Annotated in this window: 14 protein-coding genes; 6 read left to right on the top strand and 8 right to left on the bottom strand. The window is 70.0% G+C overall.

Features of this window, described 5'->3' with window-relative positions; translation table 11 throughout:
- Positions 1–9: 9 nt before the first annotated feature.
- Entirely contained in the window at positions 10–1,281 is a 1,272-nt protein-coding gene (locus U9J66_RS20325) for a glycosyltransferase (protein ID WP_326338400.1), read from the bottom strand.
- A gap of 631 nt (positions 1,282–1,912) precedes the next feature.
- Positions 1,913–3,568 carry a S1C family serine protease gene (locus U9J66_RS20330; protein WP_326338402.1) on the bottom strand — a complete coding sequence of 552 codons (1,656 nt, stop codon included), beginning with the start codon at positions 3,566–3,568 and terminating at the stop codon, positions 1,913–1,915.
- 221 nt (positions 3,569–3,789) lie between these two features.
- On the opposite strand from U9J66_RS20330, the gene U9J66_RS20335 reads away from it, so the two are divergent.
- Positions 3,790–4,395, top strand: a complete 606-nt coding sequence (locus U9J66_RS20335) for a response regulator transcription factor (RefSeq protein WP_014911598.1) — start codon at positions 3,790–3,792, stop codon at positions 4,393–4,395.
- A gap of 10 nt (positions 4,396–4,405) precedes the next feature.
- On the opposite strand, the gene U9J66_RS20340 is transcribed toward U9J66_RS20335, so the two are convergent.
- A complete protein-coding gene (locus U9J66_RS20340; protein ID WP_026125311.1) occupies positions 4,406–6,571 on the bottom strand; it encodes a SpoIIE family protein phosphatase in 2,166 nt (721 codons plus the stop codon).
- Positions 6,572–6,953: 382 nt separating this feature from the next.
- Between U9J66_RS20340 and U9J66_RS20345 the strand changes: the two genes are divergently transcribed.
- The gene (locus tag U9J66_RS20345; protein ID WP_014909782.1) at positions 6,954–11,366 is read left to right on the top strand and encodes a HAMP domain-containing protein; all 4,413 of its coding nucleotides are present in this window, start codon (positions 6,954–6,956) and stop codon (positions 11,364–11,366) included.
- Positions 11,367–11,372: 6 nt separating this feature from the next.
- Positions 11,373–12,014 carry a response regulator gene (locus U9J66_RS20350; RefSeq protein WP_014910200.1) on the top strand — a complete coding sequence of 214 codons (642 nt, stop codon included), beginning with the start codon at positions 11,373–11,375 and terminating at the stop codon, positions 12,012–12,014.
- A 311-nt stretch (positions 12,015–12,325) separates the two neighbouring features.
- On the opposite strand, the gene U9J66_RS20355 is transcribed toward U9J66_RS20350, so the two are convergent.
- Positions 12,326–13,483, bottom strand: a complete 1,158-nt coding sequence (locus tag U9J66_RS20355) for a PAS domain-containing protein (protein WP_014913518.1) — start codon at positions 13,481–13,483, stop codon at positions 12,326–12,328.
- Between the two features lie 173 nt (positions 13,484–13,656).
- Between U9J66_RS20355 and U9J66_RS20360 the strand changes: the two genes are divergently transcribed.
- Entirely contained in the window at positions 13,657–14,421 is a 765-nt protein-coding gene (locus U9J66_RS20360) for a GAF and ANTAR domain-containing protein (RefSeq protein ID WP_042282045.1), read from the top strand.
- 168 nt (positions 14,422–14,589) lie between these two features.
- Entirely contained in the window at positions 14,590–14,940 is a 351-nt protein-coding gene (locus tag U9J66_RS20365) for an STAS domain-containing protein (protein ID WP_017536210.1), read from the top strand.
- A gap of 45 nt (positions 14,941–14,985) precedes the next feature.
- On the opposite strand, the gene U9J66_RS20370 is transcribed toward U9J66_RS20365, so the two are convergent.
- The 3 genes from U9J66_RS20370 to U9J66_RS20380 form a co-directional block, all read right to left on the bottom strand.
- Positions 14,986–16,257: an aminotransferase gene (locus U9J66_RS20370; protein ID WP_326338403.1), complete on the bottom strand. Its 1,272-nt coding sequence runs from the start codon at positions 16,255–16,257 to the stop codon at positions 14,986–14,988.
- Between the two features lie 84 nt (positions 16,258–16,341).
- Entirely contained in the window at positions 16,342–17,253 is a 912-nt protein-coding gene (locus U9J66_RS20375; RefSeq protein ID WP_326338405.1) for an anti-sigma factor RsbA family regulatory protein, read from the bottom strand.
- 17 nt (positions 17,254–17,270) lie between these two features.
- The gene (locus tag U9J66_RS20380; RefSeq protein WP_326338427.1) at positions 17,271–18,548 is read right to left on the bottom strand and encodes a glycosyltransferase; all 1,278 of its coding nucleotides are present in this window, start codon (positions 18,546–18,548) and stop codon (positions 17,271–17,273) included.
- Between the two features lie 815 nt (positions 18,549–19,363).
- On the opposite strand from U9J66_RS20380, the gene U9J66_RS20385 reads away from it, so the two are divergent.
- The gene (locus tag U9J66_RS20385) at positions 19,364–20,125 is read left to right on the top strand and encodes a PP2C family protein-serine/threonine phosphatase (protein WP_026125309.1); all 762 of its coding nucleotides are present in this window, start codon (positions 19,364–19,366) and stop codon (positions 20,123–20,125) included.
- 115 nt (positions 20,126–20,240) lie between these two features.
- Here U9J66_RS20385 and U9J66_RS20390 read toward each other — a convergent pair whose 3' ends face one another.
- Positions 20,241–20,852, bottom strand: a complete 612-nt coding sequence (locus U9J66_RS20390; RefSeq protein ID WP_326338407.1) for a copper resistance CopC family protein — start codon at positions 20,850–20,852, stop codon at positions 20,241–20,243.
- Positions 20,853–20,900: the final 48 nt, after the last annotated feature.

Genomic DNA, 20,900 nt, shown 5'->3' on the forward strand with positions numbered 1-20,900 from the left:
GGCGGGCGGCTACGTCGTACCCCTCTGCGCGGGGACGATGGCGCCCGCCCGCCGATAGATGGCCTCGAAACGCTCCAGGGAGTCCTCCAGGCGGTGCCGCTCGGCCATCGATCGGCTGTGCTCCCCCAACCGGGCGCGCACGGCCTCGTCCGAGACCACCGCGTCCACCCGTGCGGCGAGCTCGATCGGCGAACCCGGCGGGTACAGGTACCCGTTCCGGCCCTCCTCCACCAGATGGGGCAGGGCCATGGCGTCCACGGCCACGATCGGAAGGCCACTGGCCATGGCCTCCAAAGTGGCGATGCTCTGTAGCTCGGCGGTGCCCGCGATGGTGAACACGTCGGCGCAGCGATACACGTCCGGCAGATCCTCGTGCGCCACGAACCCGAGGAACACGACCCGGTCCGCCACGCGTTCGGCCTCGGCGAGCTCCTCCAACCTGCCCCGATGAGACCCCTGCCCGGCCAACGCCAACTGGACGTCGGGCGCGTGGACCAGGGAACGGATCAGCTCGTCGGCGTTCTTCTCCTCGTCGAGCCGGCCCACGAACAGCATCGTCGTACGGTCGGCCAGCCCGAAGCGGCCCCGCAGCCGACGGCGCTCGGAGACCGTCGATCGTGCGGGAAGCGGATGGAAACGGTCCAGATCGATCCCGCAGGAGACCGGTTCGACCGGCCGCGCGAACCCCTGATCCAACAGGAGACGGGCCGCGGCCGGGGTCGGCGTGGTCACGTGCTCGACCCTCGACAGCACCCGACCCAGATCCCACCAGGCCAGCCGCGCCGTATACGGGCGCAACGGACGAGGGACCCGCAGATGGTCGAAGAGGTTCTCCGGCATGAAGTGGTTGGTGGCGATCACCGGAACGTCGTGGTCGTGCGCGGCCCGCGCGAGCATCCGACCGATCAGGAAGTGGTTCTGGATGTGCACCGCGTCCGGACGCAACCGCTCCAACAGCCGATCCAGATGGCCCCTCACCCCCGGCGGCAACGCCAGCCGCACACTCTCATGGGCCAGGGAGGGCATGGACCTGAGACGGTGCTCGATCACGCCGTCCCGCACCACCACGTGCGGAACACCGGACGGCGACGGGCACAACAGGTGCACCTCGGCCCCGCGCTCGACCAGCCCCCGGGCGAGCCTGGCGGTGAAATACGCGGCGCCGTTCACATCAGGCGGATAGGTGTCGGTCCCGATGAGGACTTTCGTGCCGTGCCTTCCCCGCTCCGCCCGGATCCGTGCCGGGCCGGTGGGGGACTGCTGCGCGAAGGACGTCGACATACCGGTTTCTCCTGGGGCGTCGAGCGGCTGGCCCGTGCTCCGGTCCGATGAGGATGAGCCCCCAGTGTGGGACACCCGTATGGACCGTCGCCGACCTTCCGGTGACACCTGGGCGACCGGAGAGGTAGCACACGGCGCAGGGAACAATACTCTCCGTATCGTCTTATGTCTTCCCTGTGGCGCCGTGTCTCCCCACACGCATACGCGCAGGGGCGGCCCGCCGTACGGCGGGCCGCCCCCTCGCCGGACCCCGGCGGAGCGACGCCCCCGTCACCCGCCCCCGGAGTCCGGGTCTGTGTTTGCTTTGGCCCTCCGCTTCGCTTCGGGCACCCCCCCCGGGGGGAGAGACCGAGTGCCGGTCACCCCAGGGGGTTGAGGTGGGAGGTCGCGTACCGGTTACACCCTGCCGGGGTCGGGGCCCGAAAGTGTTTGCTTTGCGCCTCCGCTGGCGCTTCGGCGCGTGTTCGGGCGCCAAGGGAGGCGGGAACCTTCGGCACCTACGGTGTGGCCACTCGTACCTCGCGACCCCACCTACGGCACCTCCAGAACCCCGCCGGCGCCCGAACGGGCAACCCCCCGTGGTTGATGCAGGAGACCGCGGACCGGTCACACACCCCCCTGCCGGGGGAGGTCAGTCCTCCTCGGGCTCCTCCTGAGCGGCGGCCCCGGCGCTCTGCTCGCCCAGGGTCACCTGGACGTCCTTCGGAGAGCCTCCGTCCTCGGAGACCACACCGAGGGTCACCTCGTCACCGGGCTGGTGGGCACGGATCTGGGCGATCAGCTGGTCGGGGGAGTTCACCGCCTCGCCTTCGAGGGAGACCACGACGTCGCCCTCCTTCAGGCCGGCCTCGGCGGCGGCACCGCCGTCGGTGACCTCCATGATCTGCGCGCCCCCGCTCCGGGCCGGGGCGATGGTCGCCTGGATGGCCGGGTAGCTCGCGCTGCCCTCGGCGACCAACTGCTCGGCGATCGGCCGGACCTGGTTGATCGGGATGGCGAAGCCCAGCCCCACGGAGCCGCTCTCCTGGGACAGACCGGCGATCGCGGTGTTGATCCCGATCACCTCACCGGCCATGTTCACCAGAGGACCGCCCGAGTTGCCCGGGTTGATCGCGGCGTCGGTCTGGATCGCGTTGATCACGGTGGAGGTCTGCGCGCCCCCGCTCTCGGTGGCGCCGGTGTTCACCGGGCGGTTGAGCGCGCTGACCACACCGGTGGTCACCGTGCCGGACAGGCCCAGCGGCGAACCGATCGCCACCACGTCGCCGCCGACCCCGACCTGGTCGGAGTCGCCCAGCGTGGCCGGGGTGAGATCGTCGCGTCCTTGGGCCTGGATCACCGCGATGTCGGACACCGGGTCCGAACCGAGGATCTCGGCGTCGGCCGCGCTGCCGTCGTTGAAGCGCACCTGGAGACGGCCGTCGGTGGCCGAGTCGACCACGTGCGCGTTGGTGAGGATCTGACCGTCCGAGGACAGGATCACGCCGCTGCCGCCGCCCTGACTGGTCTGGATGGAGACCACGCTGGGCAGGACCTGGTCGGCGACCTCGCCGACGGCCCCCTCGGTGGCGGTGCTGCCCTGCTCACCGGTGAGCGAGCTGATCGGCTCGGCGCCCGGCAGCAGGTAGGCGGTGCCGAGGGCGGCGGCGGGCCCCACGATGAGACTGGTGACCAGGGCGGTCGCCGCGGCGATCCCGACGATCCGGCCACCGCCGCGCTTCTTGGGCGCCTCCTGAGGAGGGCCGAAGGGCGGCTGCCCGAACGGGCCGCCGTAGGGGCCGGGACCGCCGGGCCGCCCGACGGCGAAGGCCGCGGTGTGCTGAGGGCCGGAGGGGCCGGGACCGAAGGGGCCGGTCGCGGGGCCCTGACCCGGGGTGCTCCCCGGGGGGAGGCCCGGACCGGAGGTGTTCTGTCCGGGAACGCCCGTGCCGGGGGCGTTCGGCCCGGGGGCGGCCTGGTGGCCCGCCCCGGGGAAGACGTAGGAGGGGTGGCCGGTGCTCTCGGGGCCGGTGGCCCAGCCGGGGCCGGTCCCCTCGGGAGGGGAGAAGCGGGGGGTGCCCTGGGGGCCGCTCGGAGGGGCCTGGGCGGTGTTCTGGAAGGGGCGGGGGTCGCCGTTCGGAGCGGGCTCCGGGTTCGCGGGCTCCTCCGGGGCGACGTCGTTCACGGGGACGTCCTGTCCCTGACCACCGGTGAGAGCGGAGTCCTGGGCAGGGTGCTCCTCGGGGCCCGCGGGGCTCTGGGCCTCCGCGTCGGTCTCCCGGCCGTTACTCGGTTCGTTCGGCTGCAACTCATCCTCCGGCTGATGGGACGATGTACGGACATGCTTCATCATGTGGCCCGTGGGTTAGAACAGGGTGAGAGCCCGATACAGAGCGGTTTCGAGTTCGGCTCACGGCCGGGAGAACGCGTGGGACCGGGAAGGGATTCCCGCCGTGATGCCGGACGATGTCCGGAACGATACCGTTTCTCCCCCAACACCAGGCCGATACGACAGGGAAGGCCCCACCTGTGATCAAGCTCGTGCTCGCGGACGACGAACATCTCGTCAGGGGCGCCATAGCCGCTCTGCTCGGCCTGGAGGACGACATCGAGGTCGTCGCCGAGGTGGGGCGGGGCGACCAGGTGGTCGACACCGTTCTCGAACACGCCGCCGACGTCGCCGTGCTCGACATCGAGATGCCGGGCGCCACCGGCCTGGAGGCCGCGGCCGAGCTGGGGCGGCGCGCCCCCGGCTGCGGGGTCGTCATCCTGACGAGCTTCGGTCGGCCCGGCTACCTGCGTCGGGCCCTGGAGGCGGGGGCCCGGGGGTTCCTGGCCAAGGACGCGCCGGTCGAGCAGCTCGCCGGTGCCGTCCGCAAGGTCCACGGCGGCGGTCGGTACATCGACACCGACCTGGCCGCCGCCGCGATGGTCGGAGGTGAGAGCCCTCTCACCGATCGCGAGACCGAGGTGCTGCGCGCCGCCTCCGACGGGGCGACCGTGGCCGGGATCGCCAAGGCCCTGCATCTGACCGAGGGCACCGTGCGCAACTACCTGTCCAACGCCATCGGCAAGACCGGCGCGGAGAACCGCATGGCCGCGATCCGCACCGCCCAGGACATGGGCTGGCTCTGAGGCCGCGGGGTCAGAGGAAGCGCAGGACGAGCATCGCGGTGTCGTCGGAGTTGCCGCCCGGAGCGTACTCCTCCAGCTCGCGCTCGATCCGGCTGATCACCGCCTGGGCGGTCAGCCCGGCGGCGTGGGAGAAGATCTCGGTCAGCCCCTCGTCGCCGAGCATGTCGCTTCCGCTGCGGCGCTCGGTGACGCCGTCGGTCACCGCCAGGACCACCTCGCCCGGGCGGATGTCCACGCTCTCGGTGCTGAAGCCCACGTCCTCGAAGGCGCCCAGCAGGGGCTGGGAGGTGCCGAAGGGCTCCACCCGACCCTTCTGGTTCAGCCGGAGCGGGAGCGGATGCCCGGCCGAGACCATGCGTACGCGCATGCCTCCGGCGGCGTCGGTGGCGGGGGTCATCTCCCCGTACAGCATCGTCAGGAATCGGGTCGAGGTGTTCTCGTCCAGGATGGCCATGTTCAACCGCTGCATGATGTGCGCCGGGGTGAACCCCTCTCGGGCCAGCGCGCGCAGGGTGTGTCGCGCCAGACCGGTGACGGCGGCCGCCTCCGGTCCGGTACCGCACACGTCGCCGATGGCGAAGCACCATCGTCCGCTGGCGGAGAAGACGTCGTAGAAGTCCCCGCCGACCTCGCTGCGCTCGTCCGAGGGACGGTAGTAGACCGCGTGGTCCACACCGGGGATCACCGGCTCCTTGTCCTTGGGAGGCAGCAGACTGCGCTGGAGCGCCGTGCTCATCGCGGTGTGCCGTTCGTGCAGACGGGCGTTCTCCATCGCCGAGGCGACCCGACGGCTCAGGTCGTCGGCGACGTCGGCCTCTTCGCGGGTGAAGTCGTCGGTCTCGTTCTTGCCGATGGTCATCCGGCCCAGGGCCCGGCCGTGCGCGATCAGCGGGATGCTGATCGCGGGGCCGCGCGCCAGGACGCCCGTCATCTGCTCGTCCAGCCCCTCGGCGGCCAGCTCCTTCTGGGTCCACAGGGGCTGCGGCTCGCGTTGTTCGCGCGGAGGCAGCGCCGTGAGCAGGGAACGCAGGATGTCGTTGAGGTTCTCGTCGCTGTGCACCACGTGGGTGAGCCTGGAGATGCCCAGCTCGTTGATGGTGTGGATGGCGCACCAGCGGCCCAGTCGCGACGTGATGAGCTGGGCGGCCAGCGCCCCGGTCATCCGTTCGTCCAACGTGCCGGCGAGCAGGTCGCTGGCCTCGGCCAGGAAGCTCAGCGAGGCGCGGCGGCTCAGTTCCACCTCGGCGAGACGGGACCGCTCCACCGGGAGAGCGATCAGGTCGGCGCCCTCCTGGAGCCGTTTGGCCGCGGCCGGTCCGAAGTGGCGGGCCCGGGTGGAGGCCACCGCCAGCAGCCCGGTCACCCGGCCGTCCACGATCAGCGGGGCCGTCACCAGGGACCGCATCCCCGCGCGGGACAGTACGCCCCGGTTGGCGCGGGCGATCATCAGATCGTCGTTGATCACCGGCCCGGTCTCGGGAGCGGCCGACGGGAAGGTCTCCTCGGTGCGCACCCGCACCGAACGCCAAGGGGCGCCGCCGGTCAGCCCGATCGCCGCCCGGATCTCCCACATGGTCTCGTCCGAGGTCGCCAGCGCTATGTAGGCGGCGTCACCGCCCAGGGCCGTGGTCGCGTACTCCACGGTGCGTTCCAGCAATTGGGGAAGGCTGAGTCGGGAGCCCAACGCCGCGTCCAGCGCCGACCACGCGGGCGGACGCGCGGGACGGGAGGGGCCCCTGCGCACCGGCGGCGACTCCAGAGAGGAGTGCTCGGTGCCCTTGTCCTCGATCCGGAACCACACCGCCTTGTCGTTACGCCCATAGCTGACACCCCAGCTGGAGGCGATCGCCGAGGCCAGGGCCAGCCCCAGGCCCCCGCTGCGTTCGTCGCCGGTCGAGGGGGAGGTGTCCACCGCGAGCGGTCCGGCCTGGGGGACGGCGCGTTCGGGCGCGGAGTCGGTGACCATCACCTCGGTCGAACCGTCGGTGCGCCGGACGGTGACCTCCAGCGCGGAGTCCGCGTGGATGACGGCGTTGGTGACCAGTTCGCTGACCAACAGGATGATGTCGTCGAACGGGTCGGGGACACCCCAGTTCAGCAGGGTGTCGTGCACGAACTCTCGGGCGGCCGCCGCGGTCTCTGGAGCAGGGGGGAACTCTCGTCGAGCGACCTTCAACGCGTCTTGTGCTGCCAAGCCGTCGGTGTCCTTCGTCACTGGGCGCGGGTGGTGGAGGGGTGGTTCCTGCCACGATACGCGGGATCGGTTCCCACGCGTGCGGACCTCTGTTCGCGGAACGCCGAGAAGACGAGATCCTCAACCCGCCTGTGCGCGATGGCACGGCCGGTTAGTGTAAGACGACACATCCGCTTCTTTCGGGTGGTACTTCGCGACGGTAGCGTGACGGGGTGTCACCGGTGGACATGTGATCGCACGCGTGTCCTCCGTGTCCCGTGCCCGCACCCGGCACGGGACCGGCCCACTGCGCTGAGGGTCGAGTCGGGACGACCCCGGCATGGTGATCGGTGGCCGACGTGGTGTGCGGATTGAGGAGGGGTTCATGCCCGAGGCGGTCATGGAACTGGCCGACGATCAACTCGACGAGATACTGAACGCTCTGTACCGGATGCGTGACGGCGACTTCAGTGTCCGGCTCCGATCGCGTGGTAGCGGAAGGCTCCGCGAGATCGCCTCGGTCTTCAACGAGGTGGTCGACCACAGCGAACAGCTCAGCAGCGAGTTGCAGCGCGTCGGCGACGTGGTCCGTGAGGAGGGTCGACTCAACGAACGGGTCACCGTCCACCCGGCCCGAGGCGCCTGGGGCAACAGCGCCCGCGCGCTCAACCTCCTCATGGACGAGGTGGCCCGGCCGGTCACCGACGTCGCCCAGGTGCTGGACTCGGTCGCCGAGGGCGAGCTCAACCGTCGAGCCTCCACCGAGGGACGCAGCGGGGAGCTCAAGGGCGACCTGTTGCGGTTGGCCAACACGGTCAACCGGATGGCCGAGCAGATGAGCGGCTTCACCGAGGAGGTCACCCGGGTCGCCCGCGAGGTGGGGACCGAGGGCAAGCTGGGCGGCAGCGCCCGCGTCGAGGACGTCTCCGGCGCCTGGCGCGAGGTCACCGAGTCGGTGAACCAGATGGCCTCCCGCCTCACCCTCCAGGTGCGGGACATCTCCACCGTCACCACCGCCGTCGCCCGCGGTGATCTCGGCAAGAAGATCACCATCGACGTCCAGGGCGAGATGTTGGAGCTCAAGGACACCTTCAACACGATGGTGGACCAGCTCTCCACGTTCGCGGACGAGGTCACTCGAGTGGCCCGTGAGGTGGGCACCGAGGGCAAGCTCGGTGGTCGCGCCAACGTGCGCGGGGTCCAGGGCATCTGGAAGGACCTCACCGACAACGTCAACTCCATGGCGGACAACCTGACCAATCAGGTCCGCGACATCTCCAAGGTGACCACGGCGGTCGCCCGAGGCGACCTGACCCGCAAGGTCGAGGTCGACGTCCAGGGCGAGATGCTCGCCCTGAAGAACACCGTGAACACCATGGTCGACCAGCTCGACTCGTTGGCGGACGAGGTCACCCGGGTCGCCCGTGAGGTGGGTACCGAGGGCAAGCTGGGCGGTCGCGCCAGCGTCAAGGGCGTGTCGGGTATCTGGAAGGACCTGACCGACAACGTCAACTCGATGGCCAACAGCCTCACCTACCAGGTCCGCAACATCTCGCAGGTCACGACGGCGGTCGCCAAGGGCGACCTGGGCAAGAAGATCACCGTCGACGCCCAGGGCGAGATGCTCGAGATGAAGGACACCATCAACACGATGGTGGACCAGCTGTCGACCTTCGCCGACGAGGTCACCCGCGTCGCGCGTGAGGTCGGCACCGAGGGCAAACTGGCCGGACAGGCCCACGTACGGGACGTCTCCGGGGTCTGGAAGGACCTGACGGACAACGTCAACTCGATGGCCAACAACCTGACCTACCAGGTGCGACAGATCTCCATGGTGACGCGGGCGGTGGCCGCCGGCGACCTGACCAAGAAGGTCACGGTCAACGCCAAGGGCGAGATGTTGGAGCTCAAGGACACCATCAACGTGATGGTGGATCAGCTCTCCGCCTTCGCGGACGAGGTGACCCGTGTGGCCCGTGAGGTGGGTACCGAGGGCAAGCTGGGCGGTCGCGCCAGCGTCAAGGGCGTCTCCGGCATCTGGAACGACCTCACCGAGAACGTCAACTCGATGTCGCACAACCTCACCACGCAGGTGCGCAACATCTCCGAGGTGACGACCGCGGTCGCCGCCGGTGACCTCACCAAGAAGATCGACGTCAACGCCCAGGGAGAGATCCTCGAGGTGAAGACGACGGTGAACACCATGGTCGACCAGCTGTCGGCCTTCGCCACCGAGGTCACACGAGTGGCCTACGAGGTGGGCAGCCAGGGACAGCTGGGCGGCCAGGCCAAGGTCGAGGGCGTCACCGGAACCTGGAAGCAGCTCACCGACAGCGTGAACGGGCTGGCGGGCAACCTCACCACACAGGTGCGGGCCATCGCCGAGGTCGCCAACGCCGTCGCCAAGGGCGACCTGACCCGCAACATCCAGGTCGACACCCTCGGGGAGATGCAGCAGCTCAAGGACAACATCAACCTGATGGTGTCCAATCTGCGCGAGACCACCGCCGACCAGCGCGACGCCGACTGGCTCAAGTCCAACCTGGCCCGCATCTCCGGGCGCATCCAGGGGCACCGCGACCTCAACGAGCTGGCCCGCCTCATCATGACCGAGGTCACGCCGCTGATCGGTGCCCAGCACGGGGCCTGCTACCTGCCCGAGGACCAGGACCACGAGGACATCTTCCGGCTCTACGCCGGGTTCGGATTCGAACCCGATGAAGGCCGACTGCGCATCCACAAGGGTGTCGGGCTGGCCGGCGAGGCCCTGTCCCAGCAGGTGGAACAGCAGGTGGGCAACCTGCCGGCCGGCTACGTCACGGTCGGCTCCGGCCTGGGCGAGGCCGCACCGAACCACCTGTACATCCTCCCGATCGTCACCGAGGGACGTTCCCTGGGTGTGGTGGAGTTCGCCTCCTACGAGGAGTTCCGGGAGATCCACAAGAACTTCCTCCGCCAGTTGGTCTCCCTGCTCGGTACCACGATCAACACCATCCTGGCCAACAACCGCACCGAGTACCTGCTCGAACAGTCCCAGCAGCTCACCAGCCAGTTGCGCGAACGCTCCAACGAGCTCCAACGCCAGCAGGAGGAGCTGCGCGGCATGAACGCGGAGCTGCGGCAGAAGGCGACCCAGCTCGCCAACCAGAACCGGGCGATCGAACTCCAGAACCAGCAGATCCAGCGTTCCCGCAACGCTCTGGAGGAGCGCGCCCACCAGCTCCAGGTCTCGTCCAAGTACAAGTCCGAGTTCCTGGCGAACATGTCGCACGAGCTGCGCACGCCGCTCAACAGCCTGCTGATCCTGGCGCGTCTGCTCGCCGACAACGCCGAACAGAACCTCACGCCCAAGCAGGTCGAGTTCGCCCAGACCATCCACAAGGCGGGAAGCGACCTGCTCCTGCTCATCGACGAGATCCTCGACCTGTCCAAGGTGGAGGCGGGCCGCGCCGAGGTGCAGCCCAGCGAGGTGTCCATCGCCCAGCTCGTCGACTACGTGGAGGCCACGTTCCGGCCGGTCACCGGGGAACAGGGGCTGGCGTTCGCGGTGGACGTCTCACCGGACATCCCCGAGACCCTGTGGACCGACGAACAGCGGCTCCAGCAGATCCTGCGCAACCTGCTCTCCAACGCGGTCAAGTTCACCTCGCAGGGCGAGGTACGGCTGCTCATCGAGCCGGCCTGGGCACTGGAGGACACCGATCTCGACATGTTCGTGGAGAACGAGGAGGTCATCGCCTTCACCGTCGCGGACACCGGGATCGGCATAGCCGAGGACAAGCTCCAGGTGATCTTCGAGGCCTTCCACCAAGGCGACGGCGGCACCTCGCGCCGCTTCGGAGGAACCGGGCTCGGGCTCTCCATCAGCCGTAACTTCGCCCGTCTGCTCGGCGGTGAGATCCGGGTGCAGAGCGTGGCCGGCCAAGGGTCGACGTTCACCCTGCTGCTCCCGGTCCGGCTGCCCGAGGACGCCGGAGAGGCCGTCGACGAGACCGGCGGCACCCTGGAGCCCCTCGCCGTCCTGGAACAGGGCGGCGGAGAGCACGACGCCCTCGGAGCCGCCGTCGGCGACAGCGACCTCGACCTGCCCGACGAGGACTTCGACGCGGTCGTGGCCGCTCTGACGGACTCCGGACAGCCGGACGAGCCGCTGCCGATGGTGCAGGTGCTCAAGGCGCCCGAGCCCGAGGAGCCCGGCGCCGAGGAGCACAGCGAGGCACGGCCCGACCCCGAACGGAGGGCGGTCCTGGCCGGACAACGGGTGCTCATCGTCGACGACGACGTGCGCAACGTGTTCGCCCTGACCAGCGCTCTGGAGGCCCAGGGCCTGGAGGTCCTCTACGCGGACAACGGGCACACCGGGATCGAGAAGCTGGAGGCCAACGAGGACATCTCCCTGGTCCTGATGGACGTCATGATGCCCGAGTTGGACGGTAACCAGACCACCCAGCGGATCCGGGAGATGCCCCAGTTCGAGGATCTGCCGATCATCTCGCTCACGGCCAAGGCCATGCAGGGAGACCGGGAACGCAGCCTGGCGGCGGGAGCCACCGACTACGTCACCAAGCCGGTCGACCTGGACCATCTGTTGGACGTGATGCGCCGTTGGCTGACCGCCGGACCGGAGGAGACCCGGGCCGGAGCCGCCGCCGACGAGCGGAGCGGTGACACGGAAGGGTCCGAGGACGGGCACAATGGCGGAACGGACCACAGTGGTCACGGTGAGACCAGGGACGACAACGACTCGAACGGGGACCCCGGTGACGCCGGAGACACCCCGCCGCACGACTCGGAGTAACCAGCAGTGACTCAGAAGGCCAACATCCTTCTCGTCGACGACCGCGACGAGAACCTCATCGCTCTGGAAGCGGCCCTCACCTCCCTGGACCAGAACCTGGTGCGGGCCAACTCCGGCGAGGAGGCGCTGAAACACCTTCTGGGCACCGATTTCGCCGTCATCCTGCTCGACGTGATCATGCCCGGAATGGACGGGTACGAGACCGCCGCGCACATCAAGCAGCGGGAGAAGACCAAGGATGTGCCGATCATCTTCCTCACCGCGCAGGAGGTCGACCGGCACCAGGTGTTCCGCGGTTACTCCTCGCGGGCCGTGGACTTCCTGATCAAGCCGTTCGACCCATGGGTCCTGCGCTCCAAGGTCGAGGTCTTCGTGGAGTTGCACCAGCTCAAGGCCCAGATGCGTGAACAGGCCCGCTCCCTCCAACGGGTCCTCAACCAGGAGACCGGGGAACCGGGCAAGGTCCTCGCCGAACAGCTCGCCCAACGCTCCCGCCAGGTCCAGGCCGACCTCGCGGACCTGCGCGAGCACATCGTCACCAACTACCAGGAGGTCGACCAGCCCTTGGTGGACGCCGTGCGCAGGGTCGACCGCTCGGCCTCACGCCTGTCCACCCTCGTGGACACCCTGCACGGGCCCGACGACTAGTTTCGGTGCTCCGCTTCGCTTCGGGGTCTCCGGGGGTTGAGGTAGGGGACCATGTACCGGTTACACCCTGCTGTGCTTAAGGTCCGAAAGTGTTTGCTTTGGCCCTCCGCTGGCGCTTCGGGCCGTGTTCGGGCGCCAAGGGAGGGAGCGTTCTTCATCCTCGTCCACGCCTACGCTCGTTCCTCGCGGGCGGCTCGACTCGTCTTGCAGAACACTCCCGGCGCCCGAACGGGCAACCCCCCGTGGCGAGGTAGGAGATCGTGTGCACCGACCCCCTGGGAGATGTGAGAGGGCGGAGGTGCCCGAACCGGTCAGGGGCGGGGTGGGAGGGCGAGGCCGATGTGCTCGCCGATCTCCTCGATCAGGCCGAGGTCGGCGAGGCGGAAGCTGCCCCGGTTGCTGCGGCGGATCAGGGTGAGCGCGCCCCGGACGCCGCGGCTGCCGCGCAAAGGCACCGACAGTAGTGAACCGGCGCCGAGGGCGGCCAGGACCGGGGCGCCCGAGGCCAGGTGGCCGAGCACCGACTCGTCCTCGATCAAGGGGAACAACAGCGACTGGCCGCGACCCAGCACCTCGCCGGGGATGTCGGAGTCGCCCGGGGGCAGCGCCGCCACCTCCTCGGCCTGGCCGTCGGGCACGTCGGCCGGGCCGACCACGGTGGCGCGGCGCGCGGCCTGAGGGTCCTTCGGCAGATCACAGACGTCGATGATCACCCAGTCGGCGTAGGAGTCGGCGAGCAGGTCGGCGGCCTCGGTCAGCGCGAGCCCCCTGGTCGGAGTGGTGCCGCGCAGCAGCAGCCGGGTCATTCGGGTGAGCACGTCCAACCGTCGGGCGGCCAGGACCACCACCTGGTCCTCGACCTCCGACTCCAACGGAGCCGGCCCCTCCTCCTCGTCGCCGTGCATCGGCGGCGACATCGCCACCAGGACCAGCGGCTGGGCCTCCGTGGGCAGCTCCAACCGGGTCAGGGTCAGATGCACGTCCTCGGCCCACCCCCGCTGGGCCAGCCGGGACTCCAACGAGGCGGGCCCGTCACCGCGCAGCACCGCCGCCAGCCACGACTGCATGGCCGCGCGCTTGCGCAGGTCGACGAAGTGGGCGAAGGGCTTGCCGGTGAGATAACCGGGCGCTCCGCCCAACTGTTCGGCCCCGGAGTTGTTGATCCTCCGGATGTAGCCGTCGTGGTCCAACAGCACCACGGGCACGCTGAGCTCGTTGAACACGGCCCGCAGCAGGACCCGGTCGTTGTCCTCGCCGGAGCGGCGGGGCGCGGCGGGGTTGCTGTGGGCACGGGCCAGCTCCGCTCCGGCGTCGCCGAGCAGACGCTCCGCGTACTCCAACTCCGCGAGGGCGGCCTCGGCGGTGCCCTGGGCATCGTCCGGGTAGGTGGCGTGGGTGTTGCCCAGGGCGGCGACACGTTCGCTCAACGCGTTGATCTCGCGTTGCAGATCGGCGAGGTTGTCCGACACGCTCACGGTCTCCCGGTCGTCTTCGAGGGCGGTGCGGCGGTGCTCGGCGGGCCCGGGGCGGGTGCCGAGAAGGTGCTTTGTCCCCGTGCTGAGGACGGCCCGTGTCCGGTCGAGGCCTTTCCGAAGGTTACCGTTGGTGGGGGAGAACGGGACGAGCGGAGGAGGTTCGCACGATGTGGATCGAACGCCTCGCCCGTGACATCGGCGCTCTGGGACAAGAGGAGAGCACCACCCCCGAGCGGGCTCTGGACCAGATGAGCCGCGCCGCCGCGTGGGGCGTTCCCGGATGTTCGGCCTCCCTGGTCGTGCTCTGGCGCGAGGTGGTCGCCCCGGACGGGACCGGCCGTCACGTGGTCAGCGACTACGGCGCCTCCCATTCCGACCTCTCCGAGGCCTTCGAATACCAGTACACGACCGACCAGGGCCCCACGGTCGAGGCGGTCCGTGAGATGCGCAGGGTCCGCGTCTCCGACGTGCTCCGCGACCAGCGCTGGCCCGGATACACGAGCATGGCCGTCCAGTGCGGTGACCGTTCCTCGATCACCCAGCCCAGCAAGCTTCCCGGCGAGGGGGAGGACCGTGTCCTCACCTTCGGCGTGCACTCGGGACGGTCGGACGCCTTCGACGAAGAGGTCGTCACCCATCTCACCGCGCTGTTGGCCGAACACGCGGCGATGGCCCTGCACACGGCGGGGCGTCAGGCCGACGCGGCGCGCGAGTCCGCCCACATGCGAAGGGCGATGTCGGCGCGTACGGTGATCGACCAGGCCAAGGGGATCATCATGCACGCCCGGGGCTGTGACGCCGACACCGCCTTCGCGGCCCTGCGCGAGGTGGCCCAGCGCAATCGGAAGCGGGTCGTGGAGGTGGCCCGGGACCTGGTGGCGGAGAACACCGGCCCCCAGCCGCGTATGCGAGGGCGCGGGCGTCGAGGGTGAGCCTCCCGGCGTGAACGTCCCGGTGAACACATCGATACGAGTCCCGAGTGTGATCGGGAGGCGTCATGATGAGAGGTCGGGGCCGTCGCGGAACGCGGTGGCGGCCGGTCCGCCCCAGGGCGGGCGCGAGTCCCACCCGGTGCACGCGAACGACAAGGAGAAGCGACCGTGACGTCAGACATCTCGATCCGCCGAGAGAACGGTGTCGCCGTGGTGACGCCCGTCGGCGAGATGGACGCGGTCACCTCTCCGGCCCTGGCCGAGGCTTTGGACGAGGTGCTGTCCGAAGGGCCCGAGGGCGTGGTGGTGGCCTTCGACAAGGTGGGGTTCTGCGACTCCCGATGCATCGGGGTGCTGGTGGCCGCCTTCCGGCAGGCCCGCGACCTCGGTGTGGGTCTGGTGATCGCCGAGCCTCAGCAGCAGGTCAACCGATTGTTCGTGATCGCGGGCATCGACCAGGTGATCCCGATCATGGAGAGCGTGGGGAAGGCGGTCGCCTCCTTCGCCGAGGCCGGCTGACGCGGGGCGCGCGCCGATGTCGCGGCCCGCGCCCCGAAGCACGGGTCAGTTCCCGTGGCGCTTCTCGTAGCCGACCAGGCGCACGCACGTGGTCAGGCCGAGCATCGCCTTCTCCAGCTCCTCCAGGGAGGGGAAGCTGGGCGCGATACGGATCGTCGCGTCACGCGGGTCGTCGCCGTAGGGGTGGGTCGCCCCGGCCGGGGTCAGGACGATACCCGCCTCGGCGGCGCGGCGCACGACCTCCTTGGCGCAGCCCTCGCCGACCTCCAGGGTGACGAAGTAGCCGCCGGTGGGGGTGGTCCACTCGGCCAGCCCGGTACCGCCGAGCTCGGCTTCCAGGATCCGCTGGACGGTGTCGAACTTGGGCTGGAGCAGGCTCCGCTGGCGCTCCATGTGGATCCGCAGCCCTTCCGCGTCCCTCAGGAAGAGGAGGTGCCGGAGCTGGTTCACCTTGTCCGGGCCGATCGAACGCTTGGAGCTGTTGGCGGTCAGCCAGTCCACGTTGGCGGTCGAGGAACCGAAGAAGCCGACGCCGGCCCCGGCGAAGGTGATCTTCGAGGTGGAGCCGAAGACGAACGGCCGATCGGGGTTCCCGCTCTCCGCGCAGGCGGCGGAGAGGTCGGCGATCTCTACGGGCTCATCGGTGAGGTGGTGGGCGGCGTAGGCGTTGTCCCAGAAGATCCGGAAGTCCGGGGCGGCGGTGGTCATCCGGGCCAGACGCGCGATGGTCTCGTCGCCGTAGACGACCCCGTTCGGGTTGCTGTACTTGGGCACGCACCAGATGCCCTTGACGGCCGGGTCCTCGGCGACGAGCCGCTCCACGACGTCCATGTCCGGACCGGAGCCGTCCATCGGTACGGGGATCATCTCGATGCCGAACCGCTCGGTGAGGGCGAAGTGCCGGTCGTAGCCGGGCACGGGGCACAGGAAGGCGATCCGCTCCTGGTCGGCCCAGCGCGTCTCGGCGCCGGGCAGGACGCTCAGGAAGGCGTGGACCAGGCAGTCGTGCATCAGTTCCAGGCTGGAGTTCCCGGCCGCGAGGAGGCGGTCCGCGGGGACCTGGAGCACGTCGGAGAAGATCTCCCGGAGTTCCGGCAGGCCGCGCAGGCCGCCGTAGTTGCGCACGTCGGTGCCGTCCGGGGCGTGGTGCCGGTCGCCGGGGAGGGAGAGCAGCCCCTCGGAGAGATCGAGCTGCTCCGGGGCGGGCTTGCCGCGGGTGAGGTCGAGCTTCAGGCCTCGCGCGGTCAGTTCCTTGTAGTCCCGCCGGGCCCGGTCGAGGAGTTCGGCCGGGGCGTCGGCGTTCGACTCGGTGGTCATGATGGTTCCTCTCGAAGGGGGCGCCCGCCTCGGGGGACGGACGCGTGCCGCAGAATACAGGGGGTGAGCTCGGAGAACGGCCGGTCAGACGCGGTCGACGAAGTGCAATCGCACCAGGGAGCCGTCCCTGCTCCCGCAGATCTCCATGTAGTCGCAGATCTGGCGGGTGATCCACAGCCCGTATCCGCGTGGTCGGAGACTGTCGGCCGGTCGGTAGCCGGCCAACGGGTCGGTGAGGCCGCCTCGCTCGTCGAAGACGTCGCACACCCATCGGTCCGGTCCACGCCATACCTGGACCGTGCCCTTGCCCGCCCCGTGTTCCAGGACGTTCGCGGCGAGTTCGTTCACCGCGACGACCAGGCCGTCCACGAGGCCGTCGGCCAGACCCAGGAGCCGTCCCAGGTCGCCGAGGTCCTCCCGTAACCGGGGGAGCGACGGACAGATCTCCAGCCGGTGGGAGGGGCCGGTCACGGCCATCGGCTCGGGCGCGCGGACCCGCCGCCCGAAGGCCTCGGTGCCCCGGTAGTCGGGGTTGGGTCGGGCGGTGCGCGTGCCCAGGAGCATCGGATGGGTGGCCAGGACCGCGGACCTGTTCCCCGGACGGAGCCACTGTTCGTCGTGGACGCACAACAGGCTCATGTCCATGGGGGCCAGGGCCGTGCTCAGCACCGATTCCATCCGGTGCCACTCGCGTCCCTCCAACCCGTCGGAGGGCAGGAGGGGAGGCTCGGCCACGACGCTGACGGAGCCGTGGAGCAGGGCCATCCGGTGCAGGGCGGCCAGGGCGCGCCCCGGGGCGTCGTAGAGGGTGTCCCGCTCGATGACCTCGATCCGGTCGCGTTCGGCGGGTGCGAGCCCGTCGAGGAGGGCGGCCGGATCGGTCACGGCGAGCACGGTCCGGACGCCGGCCCGGACGGTGGAGCGGAGCCGCTCCCCGACCGCCGTGGAAGAGCGTCTTCCACGGCGCAGGAGCAGTCCCTGGTGTTCGAACGTCATCGAGGGTGGAGGACCGCTCAGTGGGCGGACCCGGACAGGAGCAGCTCCGCCTCGTCCTCGTCGGAACGGTCCCGGTGGTCGGTCTGCTGTGGGCGGGAACGCTCGTAGGCGAGCTCGGTCTCCACGGCGATGCGCTGCCAGGTGAAGCGGGAGCGGGCGCGGTCGACCGCGGCGATGCCGTAGGCACTGCTCATGGTCGGGGTGTTGAGGACGGCGCGTACCGAGCGCGCGACCTCGTCGGGACGGCCGAACCGCATGAGCACGCCGCTGGTGCGGTGCAGGACCGCGCCGGGGACGGCCCCGGTGGCCGTGGCGACGACCGGGAGACCACAGGCCATGGCCTCCAGGACGGCGCCGCCGTAGGGGTCGTGGGAGGCGGCGGAGACGTACACGTCGGCGGAGCGCAGCAGACGCGGGAGCTCCTTGCGCTCCACCGGTCCGGTCAGGTGCACGCGGTCGTTCACCCCGGCCTCCTTGGCCAGCAGTTCGACGCGGCGGGCGTTCTCGTCGAGGGCGACCGTGCGGTCGTCGGCGGTGGAGACCAGCAGCAGTTCGGCCTCGGGCAGGCGGGTCATCGCCTCGACCAGACGTTCGGCGCCACCGGGCGCGGTCAGGGAGGTCACCGAGATGAGACGGGGACGCTCCTCGCGGCGGGAGTGCCAGGGTTCGGTGGAGGCGCTGCCCTCCACGCTGAAGTGGTCGGTGTCCACGCCGAAGGGGACGACGCTCACGTGGTGTCGGGGCACACCGAGTCGGGCCAGCTCGCCCTGCTGGTCGGTGGAGTTGACCAGGACGTGGTCGGCCCGGGAGGCCAGGATCGTCTCCATGCGGGCTCGGTCGGGGCGGTGGGCCATGCCGGACCGCTGTTCGCTGGCGTTGAGGGAGTGGAAGGTCTGGACGATGGGGGTCCCGCTCTGGTCCTTCTCGCTGTGCGCCTGAGCGTGGAGGGCGGCCAGGCCGCTGGTCCAGCCGATGGCGTGCAGCACGTCGGGGGTGTCCTCGTCGAGGACGGCGGCGAGCGCGGTGCCGAAGGCCCCGGTGTGCTCGGCGTGCTCGTCCTCGGCGAGGGGGCGGGCGGGGCCGGCGTCGAGGTAGGCGACGGAGACGCCGCGGGCCATACGGGTGCGGCCCTCGGGCTGCTCGGGGTCGCTGCGGCGGACGTAGACGGTCACCCGGTGACCGCGTTTGGCGAGCTGACGGGAGAGGGCACAGGCGTGCAGGCTCGCGGGGCAGGCCGGCTCGCCCCGGTGAGCGGGAAGGGGATTGGCGTGTTCGGCGACCATGGCGATCTTCACTGGGCTGAACTCCTTGGACACCGCCGTGGTGTCCTTAGTGGTTGGTCCCGGCGGGACTCCGGAGCGGGGAGTCGGAGTCCACCCGGGATGACTGTGGTCGGTGGCCGGAGCGGGGAGCGGGGCCGACCGAGGGGCGTCGTCTCGTTACGAGGCGCCCACGGAGGATGACGGGGGATACGGGGACGGCGCGATCGCGGCCGGTGGGGAACGCCGTGCGGCGTCGAGGAAGACGCGCGTGCGGAGGGCACGGCGCGGCGGAAGAGGAGAGAGAGGAGGGGAGAGACGCATGACAGACCACACCAAACGACCGTCGTAGGAGACTGAGCGCCACCGGGCGTACCTGTGGCCAGGTCCGCGCGCGGGGCGGGGTCGTGTGTGTCTGCGTCTTAGACACCCAACTCCGACCATTCTGCCAGACCCCGGACCGGCCGACAACGTGCGTTCTATCCCACAGGCTGTCCGAAACCCTCCCGGAGTACCCGGGCCCTTCGTCGCCGCGAAGCCCTGGTCTGCGGTTTCGTCGAACATTCCGATAGGCCCTGTTGGTCGGGTTCCGGCAACGCTACTGTCGGACCGGAACCGAGGGGGACGGCGCTGGAAGTCCCTCAGGTCACCCGCGCAACACTTTTGGCGGCGAAAAGCGGTGCGGGAACTGCATATCCGGGTGTTTTCCGCCATGATGTACGCGGATTTTGACCGACTCCGGCGGTGGCTCGGTACGGTTACAGAATCCAGACGTTGAACGGGACTCGACCAAGGCCCGGCGCTGGGCGCCGGGCAACCGGCCACGGCCGACGAAACGGGAGGAAGGGCGTATGGGTGTCGCTGGTGGGGAAGTCATAGTCACGGCCCTCACGCACCGGGGCGCTATCCGCCCTGCCAACGAGGACTCCGTGGTCATGGGTGCGCTCACCGTCGCCAGCGCGAACATGACCTCCCCGGTCCGCTGCGTGCTGCCGGTGAGCGAACCGGTGATCCTCGCGGTCGCGGACGGTATCGGCGGCCAGGCCGCCGGGGAGATCGCCTCCGAGCACGCGGTGCACCGCATGGCCGAGATGGGGCCGCGGCTCAACAACACCGAGGAGGTCGCCCAGCTCCTCACCCACATCGACGAGGAGATCAAGGACCACGCCTCCCAGCACCCGGAGTTCTCGGGGATGGGGACCACGGTCGCGGGCGTCCTGCTCAACAGCGACGGCAACTTCTGGTTCAACGTCGGAGACTCGCGTACCTACCGTCTGGAGGGGCGCCACCTGCGTCAGCTCTCGGAGGACGACTCTCCGGCCCTACCGCCCTCCGAGGACGGACGTCCCGTCACGACCAACTTCATCACCCAGTCCCTGGGCGGAAGCTCGGGCGGATCGATGGTCCCGCATGTGGGCAGGGACGAGGCCGCCGACCCCAGCGCCTGGCTCATGTGCAGCGACGGCCTGTCCGACCTGGTGCTGCCGGAGGAGATGGAGCGGATCATCGCCGAGGCCGGTAGCGACGAGGCCGCCGTCCACGCCCTCTGGCAGGCCGCGATGGGGGCCGGGGGCAAGGACAACATCAGCATCCTGTTGGCGCGGCGACGCTGACGGTCGTGCCCGGGACCGCTCACGGTCTCGGGGCACCACGACGGGAAGGGGCCCGCACGCTTCGGCGTACGGGCCCCTTCGTGTGTCCGGTGTCCGTGGACCGGATCCTTACGGATCAGGAGTCGGAACCGGGGCGGTTGCGCATGCGCGTCACGAGCATCGCGATCAGACCGATGATCGCGAGGACGACGACACCACCGATGATCAGCATGGTCGAGGAGGAGCCGCCCGCCTCCTCGGCGGGGGCCTCCTCCGCAGGGGCCTCCTCGGCCTGCTCGTCCGCGGCCTCGTTCTCGGCGGGGGCCTCTTCCTCGGCGGGCTCCTCGGGAGCGGCCTCGGCGACGGCCTCGTCGGTCACGGTGAAGGTGAGCGTCTCCTGGATGGGGTGGCCGTCGGAGGAGACGACGCGGAAGGCGATGGTGTAGTCGCCGGCCTGGTCCAGCGGGGCCAGGCCCACGGAGACGTCGGTGCCGTCGAAGACCAGCTCTCCGTCCTCGTACTGGGTCTCCTCGTCGGGGCCGGTCACGACGATGGCGCTGCCGCTTCCCCCTTCCATCGGGGCGTTGTTGAAGGTGAGCACGACCTCCTCGGGGAGGGTCTCCAGAGTCGCCTCGTCCTCGGGGTTGGAGCCGGTGAGGACGTCGTGCGCGAGGGCGGGGGAGGGGGCCAGCAGCAGGGCGGCCGCCACGGGGACGACGAGGGCGGCTGCGGTGCGGATTCTTCTCATGTTCTTCTCTCAGGCCGTCGGGGTGAGGGTTCACGTCCGGCCGGCACG

The sequence above is a fragment of the Nocardiopsis sp. LDBS1602 genome (assembly GCF_035818715.1).
GTDB lineage: Bacteria > Actinomycetota > Actinomycetes > Streptosporangiales > Streptosporangiaceae > Nocardiopsis > Nocardiopsis alba.